A 13,735-nucleotide genomic window follows, 5' to 3' on the forward strand; every position below is an offset into this window, starting at 1 on the left:
AAAGTGACGATTTCTGGGTGCCGGTTTATGCGACGCGCCATGCCGGGTGGCAGCATGGGGGTGTGAGTGCGACACCGGTGGAGATCGAACGTCCCCAGTCCAGCGAGGCGCCTTCGGCGGTACCCGAGCCCGACGTTCCCTGGGTCACCGTCGTGCACAACGACCCGGTCAATCTCATGAGCTACGTCACATACGTCTTCCAGACGTACTTCGGCTATTCAAAGGACAAGGCGCACCGACTGATGCTGGACGTCCACCACAAGGGTCGCGCGGTCGTGTCGAGCGGCACCCGCGAGGAGATGGAGCGCGACGTGCAGGCGATGCACGGGTACGGACTGTGGGCGACCCTCCAGCAGGACCGCTGATGGCGGGGCACTTCGAGCCGCTGCCCGGCGGCGGGGCCATGGTGGCCCTGGACGATGTGGAGATCTCCATCCTGCGCAGCCTGGCGGTCCAGCTGCTGGAGCTGATCGGGCCCGGTGCGGAGCCGGTGGAGGGGCACGACCCGCTGGACGCGATTTTCGCCGAGGGGCCCACCAAGCCGCCCGCGGACCCGGCGCTGGCCCGGCTCTTCCCGGACGCGTACGGCGGCCCGGGGCAGAAGCTGGGGGCCGACGAGGAGGCCGCGGTGGAGGCCGCTTCGGCCGAGTTCCGCCGCTACACCGAGAACGATCTGCGGGCCCGCAAGCGGGAGGACGCGCTCGCGATGGTGCGCGGCCTGGACGCCCTCACGGATACGGGTACGGGTACGGAAGGGCGTGCGGGAGCCGAGGCCCAGGGTGCCGGGGCGGAGGTGGGGGTGCTGGAGCTGTCGCCCGAGCAGTCCCGGCAGTGGCTCGGCGCGCTGAACGATCTGCGGCTGGCCATCGGCACCCGGCTGGAGGTCACCGACGAGGACGACGGCGGCGAGCTGCTGCGGCTGCCGGATTCCGATCCGCGAAAGCCCATGGTGATGGCGTACTTCTGGCTCGGCGGGCTCCAGGAAACCCTCGTCGAAACCCTGATGCCCTGATCACTGAGTGTTCGTTTAGAGGATGCTCAAGTCCGGATAACGATCGCGTCACCGTCGCCGGGGTTTCTGTTAGCTAAAGCGACTTTTGTCCGCTTCTTCCTGTGGTGTGCCGCACATCTACCCGTGTTGATCAGCGTTGCAGGCGTGGTAAATCTTCAAGATCGCCAGCCCCCCACTGGAAGAAAGGCGAAGGAACCATGACCTCAGCGCGGGTCGATCGACCTGGAGACGACGCTGCCGGCAATGCGGCCGTGGGCACCACTTCCGAAGAGGGCTACGAACGGGGCCTGGGCAGTCGCCAGGTCCAGATGATCGCCATCGGCGGCGCCATCGGCGTCGGGCTCTTCATGAAGGCCGGGGCGAACATCGCCAAGGCCGGGCCCAGCATCATCCTGATGTACGCCCTCGCCGGCGTGGTCATCTTCTTCATCATGCGCGCGCTCGGCGAGCTGCTGCTCTACCGGCCGGTCACCGGCTCCTTCTCGGAGTACGCCCGGGAGTTCCTCGGCCCGTTCTTCGGCTTCGTCACCGGCTGGACGTACTGGCTGATGTGGGTGGTCACCGGCATGGCCGAACTCACCGCGGCCGCCATCTACATCCACTTCTGGTTCCCGTCGATCCCGCAGTGGGTCAGCGCCCTGGTCTTCCTGGTGGTGCTGTTCGGGGTCAACCTGATCTCGGTGAAGATCTTCGGCGAGGTCGAGTTCTGGTTCTCGATGGTCAAGGTCACCGCGATCATCGGCATGATCGTGATCGGTCTCGGCGTGCTCACCCTCGGCTTCTCCGACGCCGGTGACACCGCCTCCGTCTCCAACCTCTGGTCGCACCACGGCGTCTTCCCGAACGGTATCGGCGACAGCCTGATGACCCTCCAGGGCGTGATGTTCGCCTACCTGGCCGTCGAACTGGTCGGCGTCACCGCGGGCGAGTCCGAGGACCCGGAGAAGACCCTCCCCAAGGCGATCAACACCCTGCCCTGGCGCATCCTCATCTTCTATGTGGGCGCCCTGCTGGTCCTGCTCTCCGTCGTCAAGTGGACCGAGTTCTCGGCGGGCGAGAGCCCCTTCGTCCACGCCTTCTCGGTGATCGGCATCCCCTTCGCCGCGGGCATCGTCAACTTCGTGGTGCTCACCGCCGCCCTGTCGTCCTGCAACTCCGGTATGTACTCCACCGGCCGGATGCTGCGCGACCTGGCCGCCAACGGCGAGGCCCCGACCGCGCTGGGCAAGCTCAGCGCCCGTAAGACCCCGGCCGTCGGCATCACCCTGTCCGTCGCCCTCATGGGCATCGGCGTGATCCTGAACTACCTGGTTCCGGAGAAGGCCTTCGAGTACGTCACCTCGGTCGCCACCGCCGCGGGCATCTGGGCCTGGGCGATGATCCTGGTCAGCCACATCCGCTACCGCGGCGCGGTGCGCGCCGGCCGGCTCCGGGCCTCGTCCTTCCCGGCCCCCGGCGGCGCGGTTTTCAGCTGGGTCGCGCTGATCTTCCTGATCTTCGTCACCGGCCTGATCGCGTACGACAAGGACGCCCGGATCTCGCTGTACGTCGGCGCCGGCTGGGCCGTGTGCCTGGCCATCGGCTGGGCGGTCCTCAAGAGCCGCGGCCCGCAGGCGGCCGACGCGGCCCCGGAGCGGGAGTACATCGCGAAGTAACGGCCGCGCCGTCTCGCTGGGCGGGCTCCGGATCTCAGGGTCCGGAGCCCGCCTCTTTGCGCGCGTCTTATTCTTTGGCCATGCTGACCATCACGCAGGCCCTCCATGACCAGATCGTCGCGCACGCCCGCGCCGACCACCCCGACGAGGCGTGCGGCGTGATCGCCGGTCCGGCCGGAAGCGGCCGCCCCGAGCGGTTCATACCGATGCTCAACGCGGCCCGCTCGCCCACGTTCTACGAGTTCGACTCGACCGACCTGCTCAAGCTCTACCGCGAGATGGACGACCGGGACGAGGAACCCGTGGTCATCTACCACTCGCACACCGCCACCGAGGCCTACCCGTCCCGCACCGACATCTCGTACGCCAACGAGCCCGGCGCGCACTACGTCCTGGTCTCCACCGCCGAGTGCGGCAACGACGAGGGCCCGTTCCAGTTCCGGTCGTTCCGGATCGTGGACGGCGAGGTCACCGAGGAAGACGTCAAGATCGTCGAGGCGTACTGAAGGCGTGCCGAAGGGCGCGAAAACCCCGGGACGACGTCGGCGTCTCGCATACTGGCCGTCGCCCGCCCGGATCGTGGGACGGCTCTCCGGGGGCGGGACGGGGAATCGATACGATGACTCCATGGTTGTCGATGATGTGAGCGAGAAGACGCCGGGCATGCTGCTCGTGGCGCGCCTCCACGTCGACCTGTGCCGGCTCGCCAGCGCGATCTGTCCGCGTCCGGCCGCCGCCTGAGCGCCGCGGAGTCACGCCCCACGCCCGCGGGCCCGTGCGCACCGACCCTCCCCCCGGACGCCGTCCGGGAGGGCCCTGAATCCCCGCCCTCCGACAGGAGCCCACACATGGCCATCGAGGTCCGCATCCCGACCATCCTCCGCACCTACACCGACGGCCAGAAGGCGGTCGAGGGCAGCGGGAACACGATCGCCGAGCTCTTCGCCGACCTTGAGACCCGGCACACCGGGATCCAGGAGCGCCTGGTCAACGACGGCGAGCTGCGCCGCTTCGTCAACGTGTACCTGAACGACGAGGACGTCCGCTTCCTCGACGGCGTGGCCACCAAGCTCTCCGACGGCGACAGCGTGACGATCCTCCCGGCCGTCGCGGGCGGCGGGGTCTGATGCGGTACGACAGCCCTCTGGCAGCGGTCGGCAACACGCCGCTCGTCAGGCTGCCGCGGCTCTCGCCCTCCGCCGACGTGCGGATCTGGGCGAAGCTTGAGGACCGCAACCCGACCGGCTCGATCAAGGACCGCCCCGCGCTCCACATGATCGAACAGGCCGAGAAGGACGGCCGGCTGACCCCGGGCAGCACCATCCTGGAGCCGACCTCCGGCAACACCGGCATCTCGCTCGCCATGGCGGCCAAGCTCAAGGGCTACCGCATCGTCTGCGTCATGCCGGAGAACACCAGCGAGGAGCGGCGCCAGCTGCTCGCCATGTGGGGCGCGGAGATCATCTCCTCGCCCGCCGCCGGGGGCTCCAACACCGCCGTACGGGTCGCCAAGGAACTTAAGTCCGAGCACCCCGACTGGGTGATGCTCTACCAGTACGGCAACGCGGACAACGCGGGCGCCCACTACGCCACCACCGGCCCGGAGATCCTGGCCGACCTGCCGTCGATCACCCACTTCGTCGCCGGGCTCGGCACGACCGGCACCCTGATGGGCGTCGGCCGCTATCTGCGCGAGCACGTCCCCGGGGTCCAGATCGTCGCCGCCGAGCCGCGCTACGACGACGTGGTCTACGGACTGCGCAACCTCGACGAGGGCTTCGTCCCCGAGCTCTACGACGAGACCGTGCTGACCACCCGCTTCTCGGTCGGCTCCGAGGACGCGGTGGCCCGCACCCGGCAACTCCTCGCCGAGGAGGGCATCTTCGCCGGCGTCTCGACGGGGGCCGCGCTGCACGCCGCGCTCGGTGTCGCCCGCAAGGCGGTGCAGGCCGGGGAGAGCGCCGATGTGGTCTTCGTCGTCGCCGACGGCGGCTGGAAGTACCTGTCGACGGGCGTCTACACCGCCGCCACCACGGAGGAGGCCATCGCCACGCTGCACGGCCAGCTCTGGGCGTAGCCCGGCGCCGGGAGTGTCACACGGCCGGGGTTCGGGGCTGTGGGGACGTGCGGGGCGGACTGGGGCCGCCGGGGGCCGAGTTCCCGGCCGTCCTGGTGATTCCGCCCACAACGTGGGCCTGTAGAGGAGCGACCAGGGCTTTAGCGCTTTACGCTCGTGGGCACCGCATGACCCCACGCACCCGCCCATGGCCTTCGGCATGGGGACCCCTTGAGGAGGTTCCTGCTTCATGAAGCTCACCGTCGTCGGATGCTCAGGGTCGTTCCCGTCCGCGGAATCGGCCTGCTCGAGCTACCTCGTAGAGGCCGACGGCTACAGGCTGCTGCTCGACATGGGCAATGGCGCCCTCGGCGAGCTGCAGCGCCACTGCGGTCTCTACGACCTCGACTCCGTGTTCCTCTCCCATCTGCACCCCGATCACTGCATCGACATGTGCGCGTACTTCGTCGCCCGCTACTACCGGCACGACGGCGGCCGCGCCGAGGCGATCCCCGTCTACGGCCCCGAGGGCACCGAGCGCCGGCTGGTCCGGGCGTACGAGGACGTGCCCGACGAGAAGTCCATGCAGGAGGTCTTCGACTTCCGCACGCTGACCCCGGGCACCTTCACCCTCGGCCCCTTCACGATCCGCACCGCCCGGGTCTGCCACCCCGTGGAGGCCTTCGGCTTCCGCATCGAGCACGGGGGGCGCTCACTGGTCTACTCCGGCGACACCGGCCCGTGCGAGGCGCTGGTGGAGCTCGCCCGGGGCGCCGATCTGTTCCTGTGCGAGGCGGCGTTCACCCACGGCAAGGAAGACATCCCCGAGCTGCACCTGAACGGGCGGCAGGCGGGGGAGCACGCGCGCCGCGCCGGGGTCGGCACCCTGGTGCTGACGCATATCCCGCCGTGGACGGACCCGCAGATCAACCAGCGGGACGCCCAGGCCGTTTTCGGCGGGCCGGTGGAGCTGGCGAAGGCGGGAGCGGTCTACGAGCTTTGAGAGCGGTGGCCGTCGTACGTGACGAGGCCCCCGGAACCGAAGGACCGGTTCCGGGGGCCTCGGCGCCGCTTGGGCAGAGCTTCTACGCCTTGGTGAGGTCTTCGACCTCCTCCTCGGGCTCTCGGCCCGGGGTGGGAAGGTCGAACTTGACGATCGCGAAGCGGAAGATCACGTAGTAGACCGCCGCGAAGGCCAGTCCGACCGGGATGATCAGCCATGGCTTGGTGGCCTTGCCCCAGTTGAGCGCGTAGTCGATGAAGCCCGCGGAGAAGTTGAAGCCCGCGTGCACGCCCAGGGCCCAGGTGATCGCCATGGACGCGGCGGTCAGCAGCGCGTGGATCACGTACAGCAGCGGCGCGATGAACATGAACGAGAACTCGATCGGCTCGGTCACCCCGGTGACGAACGAGGTCAGCGCCAGCGAGACCATCATGCCCAGCACGGCCTTGCGGCGCTCGGGGCGGGCGGTATGGGCCATGGCCAGGGCGGCGGCCGGAAGGCCGAACATCATGATCGGGAAGAAGCCGGACATGAACATCCCGGCGGTCGGGTCGCCCGCCAGGAAGCGGTTGTAGTCGCCGTGGACGACCTGGCCGGCCGCGTTGGTGAAGTCGCCGAGCTGGAACCAGGCCACGGTGTTCACGAACTGGTGCATGCCGATGGGGATCAGCGCGCGGTTGACGGCGCCGAAGAGCGCCGAGCCCGCGGAGCCCAGGCCCGTCATCCACTCACCGAAACTGCCGATGCCCTCGCCTATGGGCTCCCAGACCAGGCCGAAGAAGACGCCCACCGCGATCCCGACGAAGGCCATCATGATCGGCACCAGCCGGCGGCCGTTGAAGAAGCCGAGCCAGTCCACCAGCCGGGTGCGGTGGAAGCGCTGCCACAGCACCGCGGTCAGCAGCCCCATGACGATGCCGCCGAGCACCCCGGGGTCGTTGTACTTGGCCGGGATGTCCTGGCCCTTCTGGATGACCGCGTCGGCGACCGGGAACGCCTCCAGCACCTTGCTGTAGACCAGGAACCCGACCACGGCGGCCAGCGCGGTGGAGCCGTCCGACTTCTTGGCGAACCCGATGGCCACGCCCACGCAGAACAGCAGCGGCAGGGCGCCGGTGAGCGCGCCGCCGGCGTTGCTGAACACGGCGGCGACCTTGTCCCAGCCGAGGCCGTCGGCGCCGAAGACGTCGGGCTCGCCGAGCCGCACCATGATGCCGGCGGCGGGCAGGACCGCGATGGGCAGCTGCAGGCTGCGGCCGACCTTCTGGAGCCCCTGGAACAAACCGGCGCGCCGCTTCCTGGCGGGCGCGGCCGTAGCGGTGGCCGTACTCATCGGATTCCTCCTGGTGAGGCGGGCGCTCGGGGGAGAGGGGACGGCCCGCGCATGGTCTACACCACAGTGGTGTAGACCTGTTTTTAACACGTAAGGGCGGGATAACGGAATCTATCGTTCCGCTATGGTCTGAACCACTGGAGGGTGGCGTGGTACGGCTGTGGTGGCGGACATGGTCGAGCGAACCCGGACTAAACGTGGTTAACGTATGACAACCCGCACGAGACAACAGGAGTGGACATGGCCAGCAAGGCTGAGAAGATCGTCGCCGGGCTCGGCGGTATCGACAACATCATCGAGGTCGAGGGCTGCATCACCCGGCTCCGCACCGAGGTCAAGGACGCGGCCCTCGTCGACGAGGCCCTGCTCAAGGCCGCCGGCGCGCATGGCGTGGTGAAGATGGGCACCGCCATCCAGGTCGTCATCGGCACCGACGCGGACCCCGTGGCCGCCGAGATCGAAGACCTGATGTGAGCGGCCGGGCTGTGTGAGCGGTCGAGCTGATGTATGAGCAGCCGACCTGATAAGAGCGACTGAACCGCCCCTGGCATTGCCGATAGGCTCGACCCATGTCTCGTATCGACGGCCGTACGCCCGACCAGCTCCGCCCCGTGACCATCGAACGCGGATGGAGCAAGCACGCCGAGGGCTCCGTCCTCGTCTCCTTCGGCGGCACCCGCGTGCTGTGCACGGCCAGCTTCACTGAGGGCGTGCCGCGCTGGCGCAAGGGCAGCGGCGAGGGCTGGGTCACCGCCGAGTACGCCATGCTGCCGCGTGCCACCAACACCCGCGGCGACCGCGAGTCCGTCCGCGGCAAGATCGGCGGCCGTACGCACGAGATCTCCCGCCTGATCGGCCGCTCGCTGCGCGCCGTCATCGACTACAAGGCGCTCGGCGAGAACACCGTCGTCCTGGACTGCGACGTCCTCCAGGCCGACGGCGGCACCCGCACCGCCGCCATCACCGGCGCGTATGTGGCCCTCGCCGACGCCCTGACCTGGGGCCAGGGCAAGAAGCTCATCAAGGCCGGCCGTCAGCCGCTGACCGGGACCGTCTCGGCCGTCAGCGTCGGCATCGTCGGCGGCATCCCGATGCTCGACCTGTGCTACGAGGAGGACGTGCGCGCCGAGACCGACATGAACGTCGTCTGCACGGGCGACGGCCGCTTCGTCGAGGTCCAGGGCACGGCCGAGGGCGAGCCCTTCGCGCGCGAGGAGTTGAACGGGCTGCTCGACCTGGCCGTCGCGGGCTGCGGCGAACTGGCCGAGATCCAGCGCGCGGCGCTCGCCGGCGAGCTGTGACGGGCGCGCGGGAGCGCGCCGGGGGAACATCCAAAAGCAACCTGTCGGCGGCTGGTGGCGTGTAGTCAGGTACCGAGACTCGGGTAGTGAGATCGGGACTTGAGATTCGGTGCCGGGCGCGCGCGAAGCCGTGCGCCCGCCGCCACCAGGGGAGGGGACCCGTCCATGACGCCGCGCCAAAGCAGCTTCGACCGCTTCGACCGCTCCGGCCGTTACCGCCGTACGACCGCGTTCGCCGCTCTCGTCGCCGTCGCCGCCGTCGCCATGCCGCTCACCGCGGGCTGCAGCGCGGTCGAGAAGGCGATCGACTGCGCACAGCTCGCCGTGGACATCACGACCGACGTGGACAACCTCCAGGACGCGGTGGGCGGCGCCGTGGACAACCCGCAGGACGCCGACAACGTCCTCGACGCCCTCGACAAGAACATCGACAAGGTCAAGGACAGGACCGACAACGCGGATGTCGGCAAGGCCGTCGACCACCTCCAAAAGGCCGTGGACAACGTCCAGACCGCCATCGACAAGGGCCAGGACCCCGACCTGACCCCCGTCAAGGACGCGGCCGGCGAGCTGACCAAGGTCTGCAGCCCCTGAGGCCACCGTCGATAATCAGGACCCATGAAGCGCCTGATCCTCGCCACCCGCAACACCTACAAGATCGTCGAGCTGCGGTCGATCCTGAACGACGCCGGCCTCGACGTCGAACTCGTGGGTGCCGACGCCTATCCGGAGGTCCCCGACGTCAAGGAGACAGGGGTGACCTTCGCCGAGAACGCCCTCCTCAAGGCCCATGCCCTGGCCCGGGCCACCGGCCACCCCGCCGTCGCCGACGACTCCGGGCTGTGCGTCGACGTCCTCGGCGGCGCGCCCGGCATCTTCTCGGCCCGCTGGTCGGGCCGCCACGGCGACGACCGGGCCAACCTCGAGCTGCTGCTCGCCCAACTCGCCGACGTCCCCGACGAACACCGCGCCGCCCACTTCGCCTGCGCCGCCGCCCTCGCCCTCCCCGACGGCACCGAACGCGTCGTCACCGGCCGCCTGCCCGGCACCCTCCGCCGCGAACCCACGGGCGGCGGCGGCTTCGGCTACGACCCCATCCTCCAGCCGGACGGCGAAACCCGTACGTGTGCGGAGCTGACGCCGGAGGAGAAGAACGCGATCAGCCACCGGGGGAAGGCGTTCCGGGCGCTGGCGCCGTTGGTGCGGGATCTGCTGGGGTGAGCGACGCCGAAGGCGCGGCACCCGTCTGGTGCCGCGCCTTTCACGGTGGGCCCGGTGGGACTCGAACCCACGACACACCGGACCTAAACCGGCGCCCTCTGGCCAGCTGGGGTACGGGCCCGTCGGCGGGAGTCTACTGCGTGTCGAATCGCTGACGCCAAGTGGCGGTGCGCTGTCGCCCGCGGCCCGAGAACGTCCCGGTTTGGCTGTGGCAGGACGGACAGAGATACCGCAGGTTCGCGAGGCGGTTGTCCCATCGATCCCCGTTGATGTGGTCTATCTCCAGGACGAGGCGTCGGCCCTGCCATGTGTCTCCCGTCCCGCACTCGTCGCAGAGTCGAGGCACGGCACTCTCGTCGAGCGCGCGCCTCAGCAGTGAGGTCTTCGTGCGTGCGGCTCCAGGATCGAGCTTCTGAAGGATCGCGGCGGCGGGCTTGCGGTTGAGGGAAGGGCGCCCGCGTTGGTGGCCCTGGCCGACGAAGTGAGCGGTGGAGATCCCGTACGCTGCGATGCTCCGCTGCACCAGAGCGCGGCCCGCGCCACCGTTGGAGAGTTCCAGAATGCGCATCACCCCGGCCAAGCTGTGCGATTCGGCGACGGCCCTCCGCAGCGCGTCCTGGGGAAGCAGTTGCTTCGTCCCATTCCCTCGCCTGCCAACGAAGTGAGCAATGCTGATTCCGAACTGATCCAGCTTCTTCTGGATATGGCTGTACGCGCTGTCGTAGGGCGGGATCCCCATGTGCGCGAGCATTTCCCGGATGCTGGTGCTGTGCGCAGCGGCTTCTTCGAGGCGGTCTTTCGAGTAGACCATTCGAGGGCGCTCCGGTAACGGTTCCTCGCGGAAATGCGTGGTATCGATGCCGTAATGGTCGAGGCGGTTGCGCAGATACCGGCGAGTTCCGCTGCCCAGGGGCGCGCCAAGCCTGCGCATCATGTCCACAAGACTGCGTGATTCGGCAGCGCTCCGGGCCAACACTTCCCGGGTGTACTTGACGCGCCGATTCATGTGGCGCTTCGCTGCTTGCGACCGCGGTATGTATCCGTCACCGCGTGGCAGTTGGGGCACAGAAGCCTCAGATTATTCGGGCGATTGTCCCACCAGTCGCCGCTGATGTGGTCGACCTCGTGACGCAGCGGCTTGCCGTTCCACTCCGGGCCTGTGCCGCACATCGCACACATCTCCGGAACACCACGCAGGATGAGTTCCTCGCGCAGTCGTTTGCCGGAGACCCTTCCATCTGATGGCGATCCCAGGACCAGACGCTCTCTCACCGGTTTCCTGGGACGTCGAGGGGAGCGTGCCGAAAAGTGCGACGTGTCGAGACCAAGGGCGGCGATGCGGCGACCGATGTGGGCTTGATTGCCGCCCACAGGGCTGATGCCCAGACGGCGAACGACTTCGGCCACGCTGGTCGAACATGCGACGACTTCGCGGAGCCGTGATTCGCTGTGGCGCTCCCGCGGCGTGCGGAGATGCGAGGCGTCGATGCCCGCCTCGGCGAATTTGCGGCGGAGGTAGCTTCTGCTGCCGACAGTTGGCTCGCCGCCGCACAGCCGTATGGCCTCATCGATGGTCTTCGAGGTGCGCGCGGCTTCCGAAAGCAGCGCAGGCGTATATCTGCTGGGCATGGCCCCCCTCCCCGTGCGACCACATGTCGCACCATCGCACTGAGTAACGATTTCGTCGCCACAGGGTTACTGCCCGCCTCCTCCCACCCCGACATGGCCAACCGACGACCGGCCGACGGCGGGCGCTCAGAGGGGCACCAGCCGTCCACCGCGGCCTTGCAGGCGGAGCGCGGCCAAGGTGGCGCACGTCAGTGCTACGGCCAGCAGTACGCAGCAGGCCGTCGTCACGGTGCGCGCGTCGTTGGCGAGGGCGGCACGCAGGCCGCGGGCGGCCCAGTAGCCGGGGGAGAGCGGGGCTGCCTGTGCGACCCAGTGCGGCAGGGCGCTGAGTGGGACGAGCGCGCCGCCGATGCTGCTCAGCAGCATGCCGCCGATGTCGTACGCGGCCGAGAGTTCACCCATGCTCCGGACCAGTACGCCGAGCAGCGCACCCAGGGCCAGCAGGGCGCAGGTCCAGCTGAGCAGTACGCCCAGCAGCGGGAGCGGATGGGGAACGCTCATCCCGAGGGCGTACGCGCCGAAGCCGACGATCAGCAGCTGCTGGGCGAGCAGGGCCGCGAAGACGGGCACGGCCTTGCCGACCAGCAGCTCCGCGGGATGGAGGGGCGTGCCGCGCAGCCGGTCCCAGGTGCGGCCGAGCCGTTCGGTGAGAATCGCGCTCCCGGAGATGCTGAGCGCGAGCAGCGAGAATGTGACCAGTGTGCCCACGACCGCCTGTTCGGTGCCCGCCGTTTGGCCCTGTGTGCCCAGGTAGAGAGGGCGCAGTAGAGTGACGAAGACGAGCGGCAGAATCATCCGGCTCAGCAGTGGGCCCGGTTCACGCAGCATCAGCAGCAGGTTGTGGCGGATCAGGACGCCCGTACGGAGGGCGGATTCACGCGGTGTCGTCATGGCTTGCCCCGTCCTCCCGTGGGGCCGCGGCTTCGAGGGAGCGGTAGAGGTCGTCCAGGCTGGGGTGGTGCACCTCGACGGAGACGGGCGTGCGGCCGGAGGCGAGCAGGGCCGCGAGGTCGGCGCCGGGATCCGTCGTCGGCAGCCGCAGTTCGGGTTCGGCCGGGTCGGCGAAGGCCACCCTGAGCTCGCCGGGCAGTTGGCGGGTGAGCTCGCTCTGGGTCCCGCGCGCGATGACGCGCCCGGCGCGGGCGAGTGCCAGAGTGGCGTCGAGATCGACGAGTTCCGGCAGGTAATGGGTGGTGTAGAGGATGGCGGCGCCGGCTTCGGCGCGGGTTTTGACGGCGGTCAGCAGGGCGGAACGGGATTCCGGGTCGGCACCGGCGGTCACCTCGTCCAGCAGCAGCAACGGCGGTGAGGCGACCATGGCGGTGGCCACCTGTGCGCGCCGACGCTGTCCGCCGGAGAGGGTGCCGACGAGCCGGTCCGCGAGCGCGGTCAGCCGCAGCTCGTCCAAGACGCGGGCGATCTCGGTGTCCCGGCGCCGCCCGCGCAGCCCGGCCAGACCGGCGAACAGCCGCAAGTTCTCCCGGATGGTGACGCGGTGGTACAGCGCCAACTCCTGGGGGGCCACGCCGAGCAGCCGGCGCGCGGCCCGGCCGGCCCGCAGCGCGTCATGTCCGCCGATGTGCAGCCGGCCCGCGTCGGGGCGCACCAGGCCGGTGATGATTTCGACGAAAGTGGTCTTGCCCGCGCCGTTGTGACCGATCAGGCCCACGATTTCGCCGGGCGCGACCTCGAGGTCGAAGCCGTCGAGGGCCCGGCGCGGGCCGTATCGCTTCACTATGCCTTCCGCGATGAGCATCCTTCCCCCTGTGGCGTCTACGGCGTATACGTCTACACCGTATACGTCGGCGCCCGCTCGTGTCTACGGCGTATACGTCTACGCTGTACACCTATGGGTGGCAGGCGGGAAGAGATTCTGGACGCGGCACTGGCGATCGCCGACGAGCAGGGCCTCGAAGCGGTCTCGATGCGCGCGGTGGCCGATCGCGTCGGAGTGACACCGATGGCGCTGTACCGGCATGTCAGCGACAAGGCGGCGCTGTTGGACGGCATCGCCGGACGTCTGCTCGCCTCGCTCCTGCCGCCGGACGAAAGGGAAGTTCGGGCCGGCGAAGGCGAAGGGCGGGCCGCTGAACCGCGGGCCTGGGACGAACGGCTCAGGGGTCTCGCGTACGCCTGCCGGGAGGTGGCCCGGCGTCACCCCTGGGTGGCGCATCTGCTCTTCTCGCGGCCCGCCGTCACACCGGACGCCGTGCGCGCGGTGGACGTCATCTACACCGCGCTCGTCGACGCCGGGGTCCCGGATCGCGAAGTGCCCCGGCTGGAGCGCCTGATCAGCACCTTTGTGATCGGGTTCGCGGCCTCCGAGGCCTCGGGCCGCTTCGCCCCCGGCACTCTGGATCCGCGCGGCCGCCGTGGTCGGCTCCCGGAGGGCGAACTGCCCGGCCACGGCAGGCTCGCGCCGTGGTTGGACCTGCCCGTCGACCTGGACGCCGAGTTCGAGGCCGACTTGGAGGACATCCGGAGGCTCGTCGAGGTGGTCGCGCGGCGAGCGGAGTGAGGGGGCG

The 13,735-nt window shown here is 69.3% G+C and carries 18 protein-coding genes and 1 tRNA gene; 13 read left to right on the top strand and 6 right to left on the bottom strand.

What is annotated here, in order from left to right:
- Nucleotides 1-62: 62 nt before the first annotated feature.
- The 8 genes from clpS (at nucleotide 63) to ACFZDL_RS42485 (ending at nucleotide 5,726) form a co-directional block, all read left to right on the top strand.
- Nucleotides 63-365: an ATP-dependent Clp protease adapter ClpS gene (gene clpS / locus ACFZDL_RS42450; protein ID WP_353595767.1), complete on the top strand. Its 303-nt coding sequence runs from the start codon at nucleotides 63-65 to the stop codon at nucleotides 363-365.
- Complete coding sequence (locus ACFZDL_RS42455; RefSeq protein ID WP_353595768.1) at nucleotides 365-1,012, top strand: DUF2017 domain-containing protein; 648 nt, start codon at nucleotides 365-367, stop codon at nucleotides 1,010-1,012. Before clpS ends, ACFZDL_RS42455 begins: the two co-directional genes overlap by 1 nt.
- 197 nt (nucleotides 1,013-1,209) lie before the next feature.
- On the top strand, nucleotides 1,210-2,667 hold the full coding sequence (locus ACFZDL_RS42460) for an amino acid permease (protein ID WP_353595769.1): 1,458 nt from the start codon (nucleotides 1,210-1,212) through the stop codon (nucleotides 2,665-2,667).
- A gap of 80 nt (nucleotides 2,668-2,747) precedes the next feature.
- A complete protein-coding gene (locus tag ACFZDL_RS42465) occupies nucleotides 2,748-3,173 on the top strand; it encodes a M67 family metallopeptidase (protein WP_353595770.1) in 426 nt (141 codons plus the stop codon).
- Between the two features lie 121 nt (nucleotides 3,174-3,294).
- Nucleotides 3,295-3,408, top strand: a complete 114-nt coding sequence (locus ACFZDL_RS42470; RefSeq protein ID WP_353595771.1) for a putative leader peptide — start codon at nucleotides 3,295-3,297, stop codon at nucleotides 3,406-3,408.
- A gap of 107 nt (nucleotides 3,409-3,515) precedes the next feature.
- On the top strand, nucleotides 3,516-3,794 hold the full coding sequence (locus ACFZDL_RS42475; protein WP_353595772.1) for a MoaD/ThiS family protein: 279 nt from the start codon (nucleotides 3,516-3,518) through the stop codon (nucleotides 3,792-3,794).
- Entirely contained in the window at nucleotides 3,794-4,744 is a 951-nt protein-coding gene (locus tag ACFZDL_RS42480) for a cysteine synthase (protein ID WP_353595773.1), read from the top strand. The genes ACFZDL_RS42475 and ACFZDL_RS42480 overlap by 1 nt, the downstream gene beginning before the upstream one ends.
- A 229-nt stretch (nucleotides 4,745-4,973) precedes the next feature.
- A complete protein-coding gene (locus ACFZDL_RS42485) occupies nucleotides 4,974-5,726 on the top strand; it encodes an MBL fold metallo-hydrolase (protein WP_311727311.1) in 753 nt (250 codons plus the stop codon).
- Between the two features lie 82 nt (nucleotides 5,727-5,808).
- On the opposite strand, the gene ACFZDL_RS42490 is transcribed toward ACFZDL_RS42485, so the two are convergent.
- Complete coding sequence (locus ACFZDL_RS42490) at nucleotides 5,809-7,059, bottom strand: PTS transporter subunit EIIC (protein ID WP_353595774.1); 1,251 nt, start codon at nucleotides 7,057-7,059, stop codon at nucleotides 5,809-5,811.
- A 234-nt stretch (nucleotides 7,060-7,293) separates the two neighbouring features.
- On the opposite strand from ACFZDL_RS42490, the gene ACFZDL_RS42495 reads away from it, so the two are divergent.
- The 4 genes from ACFZDL_RS42495 to rdgB all read left to right on the top strand — a co-directional run bounded on the left by ACFZDL_RS42495 (nucleotide 7,294) and on the right by rdgB (nucleotide 9,581).
- Entirely contained in the window at nucleotides 7,294-7,533 is a 240-nt protein-coding gene (locus tag ACFZDL_RS42495; RefSeq protein WP_353595775.1) for a PTS glucose/sucrose transporter subunit IIB, read from the top strand.
- Between the two features lie 95 nt (nucleotides 7,534-7,628).
- On the top strand, nucleotides 7,629-8,360 hold the full coding sequence (gene rph, locus ACFZDL_RS42500; RefSeq protein WP_353595776.1) for a ribonuclease PH: 732 nt from the start codon (nucleotides 7,629-7,631) through the stop codon (nucleotides 8,358-8,360).
- Between the two features lie 165 nt (nucleotides 8,361-8,525).
- Nucleotides 8,526-8,954, top strand: a complete 429-nt coding sequence (locus ACFZDL_RS42505; protein WP_353595777.1) for a hypothetical protein — start codon at nucleotides 8,526-8,528, stop codon at nucleotides 8,952-8,954.
- A 24-nt stretch (nucleotides 8,955-8,978) separates the two neighbouring features.
- Nucleotides 8,979-9,581 carry an RdgB/HAM1 family non-canonical purine NTP pyrophosphatase gene (gene rdgB, locus ACFZDL_RS42510; protein ID WP_353595778.1) on the top strand — a complete coding sequence of 201 codons (603 nt, stop codon included), beginning with the start codon at nucleotides 8,979-8,981 and terminating at the stop codon, nucleotides 9,579-9,581.
- Between the two features lie 46 nt (nucleotides 9,582-9,627).
- Here rdgB and ACFZDL_RS42515 read toward each other — a convergent pair.
- The 5 genes from ACFZDL_RS42515 to ACFZDL_RS42535 form a co-directional block, all read right to left on the bottom strand.
- Nucleotides 9,628-9,702, bottom strand: a tRNA-Leu gene (locus tag ACFZDL_RS42515).
- Nucleotides 9,703-9,714: 12 nt separating this feature from the next.
- Complete coding sequence (locus ACFZDL_RS42520; RefSeq protein ID WP_353595779.1) at nucleotides 9,715-10,515, bottom strand: HNH endonuclease signature motif containing protein; 801 nt, start codon at nucleotides 10,513-10,515, stop codon at nucleotides 9,715-9,717.
- Nucleotides 10,516-10,583: 68 nt separating this feature from the next.
- Entirely contained in the window at nucleotides 10,584-11,210 is a 627-nt protein-coding gene (locus ACFZDL_RS42525) for an HNH endonuclease (protein ID WP_353595780.1), read from the bottom strand.
- Between the two features lie 126 nt (nucleotides 11,211-11,336).
- A complete protein-coding gene (locus ACFZDL_RS42530) occupies nucleotides 11,337-12,101 on the bottom strand; it encodes an ABC transporter permease (RefSeq protein ID WP_353595781.1) in 765 nt (254 codons plus the stop codon).
- A complete protein-coding gene (locus ACFZDL_RS42535; RefSeq protein WP_353595782.1) occupies nucleotides 12,085-12,966 on the bottom strand; it encodes an ABC transporter ATP-binding protein in 882 nt (293 codons plus the stop codon). The genes ACFZDL_RS42530 and ACFZDL_RS42535 overlap by 17 nt, the downstream gene beginning before the upstream one ends.
- Nucleotides 12,967-13,059: 93 nt before the next feature.
- On the opposite strand from ACFZDL_RS42535, the gene ACFZDL_RS42540 reads away from it, so the two are divergent.
- A complete protein-coding gene (locus ACFZDL_RS42540; protein WP_353595783.1) occupies nucleotides 13,060-13,728 on the top strand; it encodes a TetR/AcrR family transcriptional regulator in 669 nt (222 codons plus the stop codon).
- Nucleotides 13,729-13,735: the final 7 nt, after the last annotated feature.

The sequence above is a fragment of the Streptomyces sp. NPDC007917 genome (assembly GCF_042959105.1).
GTDB lineage: Bacteria > Actinomycetota > Actinomycetes > Streptomycetales > Streptomycetaceae > Streptomyces.

Bases quoted from the DNA above. Each gene is read 5' to 3' on its own strand.
- ACFZDL_RS42530 (WP_353595781.1), bottom strand. From the start codon at position 12,101: ATGACGACACCGCGTGAATCCGCCCTCCGTACGGGCGTCCTGATCCGC.
- ACFZDL_RS42480 (WP_353595773.1), top strand. From the start codon at position 3,794: ATGCGGTACGACAGCCCTCTGGCAGCGGTCGGCAACACGCCGCTCGTC.
- ACFZDL_RS42470 (WP_353595771.1), top strand. From the start codon at position 3,295: ATGGTTGTCGATGATGTGAGCGAGAAGACGCCGGGCATGCTGCTCGTG.
- ACFZDL_RS42485 (WP_311727311.1), top strand. From the start codon at position 4,974: ATGAAGCTCACCGTCGTCGGATGCTCAGGGTCGTTCCCGTCCGCGGAA.
- ACFZDL_RS42525 (WP_353595780.1), bottom strand. From the start codon at position 11,210: ATGCCCAGCAGATATACGCCTGCGCTGCTTTCGGAAGCCGCGCGCACC.
- ACFZDL_RS42535 (WP_353595782.1), bottom strand. From the start codon at position 12,966: ATGCTCATCGCGGAAGGCATAGTGAAGCGATACGGCCCGCGCCGGGCC.
- rph (WP_353595776.1), top strand. From the start codon at position 7,629: ATGTCTCGTATCGACGGCCGTACGCCCGACCAGCTCCGCCCCGTGACC.
- ACFZDL_RS42465 (WP_353595770.1), top strand. From the start codon at position 2,748: ATGCTGACCATCACGCAGGCCCTCCATGACCAGATCGTCGCGCACGCC.
- ACFZDL_RS42455 (WP_353595768.1), top strand. From the start codon at position 365: ATGGCGGGGCACTTCGAGCCGCTGCCCGGCGGCGGGGCCATGGTGGCC.
- ACFZDL_RS42520 (WP_353595779.1), bottom strand. From the start codon at position 10,515: ATGATGCGCAGGCTTGGCGCGCCCCTGGGCAGCGGAACTCGCCGGTAT.
- ACFZDL_RS42490 (WP_353595774.1), bottom strand. From the start codon at position 7,059: ATGAGTACGGCCACCGCTACGGCCGCGCCCGCCAGGAAGCGGCGCGCC.
- ACFZDL_RS42460 (WP_353595769.1), top strand. From the start codon at position 1,210: ATGACCTCAGCGCGGGTCGATCGACCTGGAGACGACGCTGCCGGCAAT.
- ACFZDL_RS42505 (WP_353595777.1), top strand. From the start codon at position 8,526: ATGACGCCGCGCCAAAGCAGCTTCGACCGCTTCGACCGCTCCGGCCGT.
- ACFZDL_RS42475 (WP_353595772.1), top strand. From the start codon at position 3,516: ATGGCCATCGAGGTCCGCATCCCGACCATCCTCCGCACCTACACCGAC.
- ACFZDL_RS42540 (WP_353595783.1), top strand. From the start codon at position 13,060: ATGGGTGGCAGGCGGGAAGAGATTCTGGACGCGGCACTGGCGATCGCC.
- rdgB (WP_353595778.1), top strand. From the start codon at position 8,979: ATGAAGCGCCTGATCCTCGCCACCCGCAACACCTACAAGATCGTCGAG.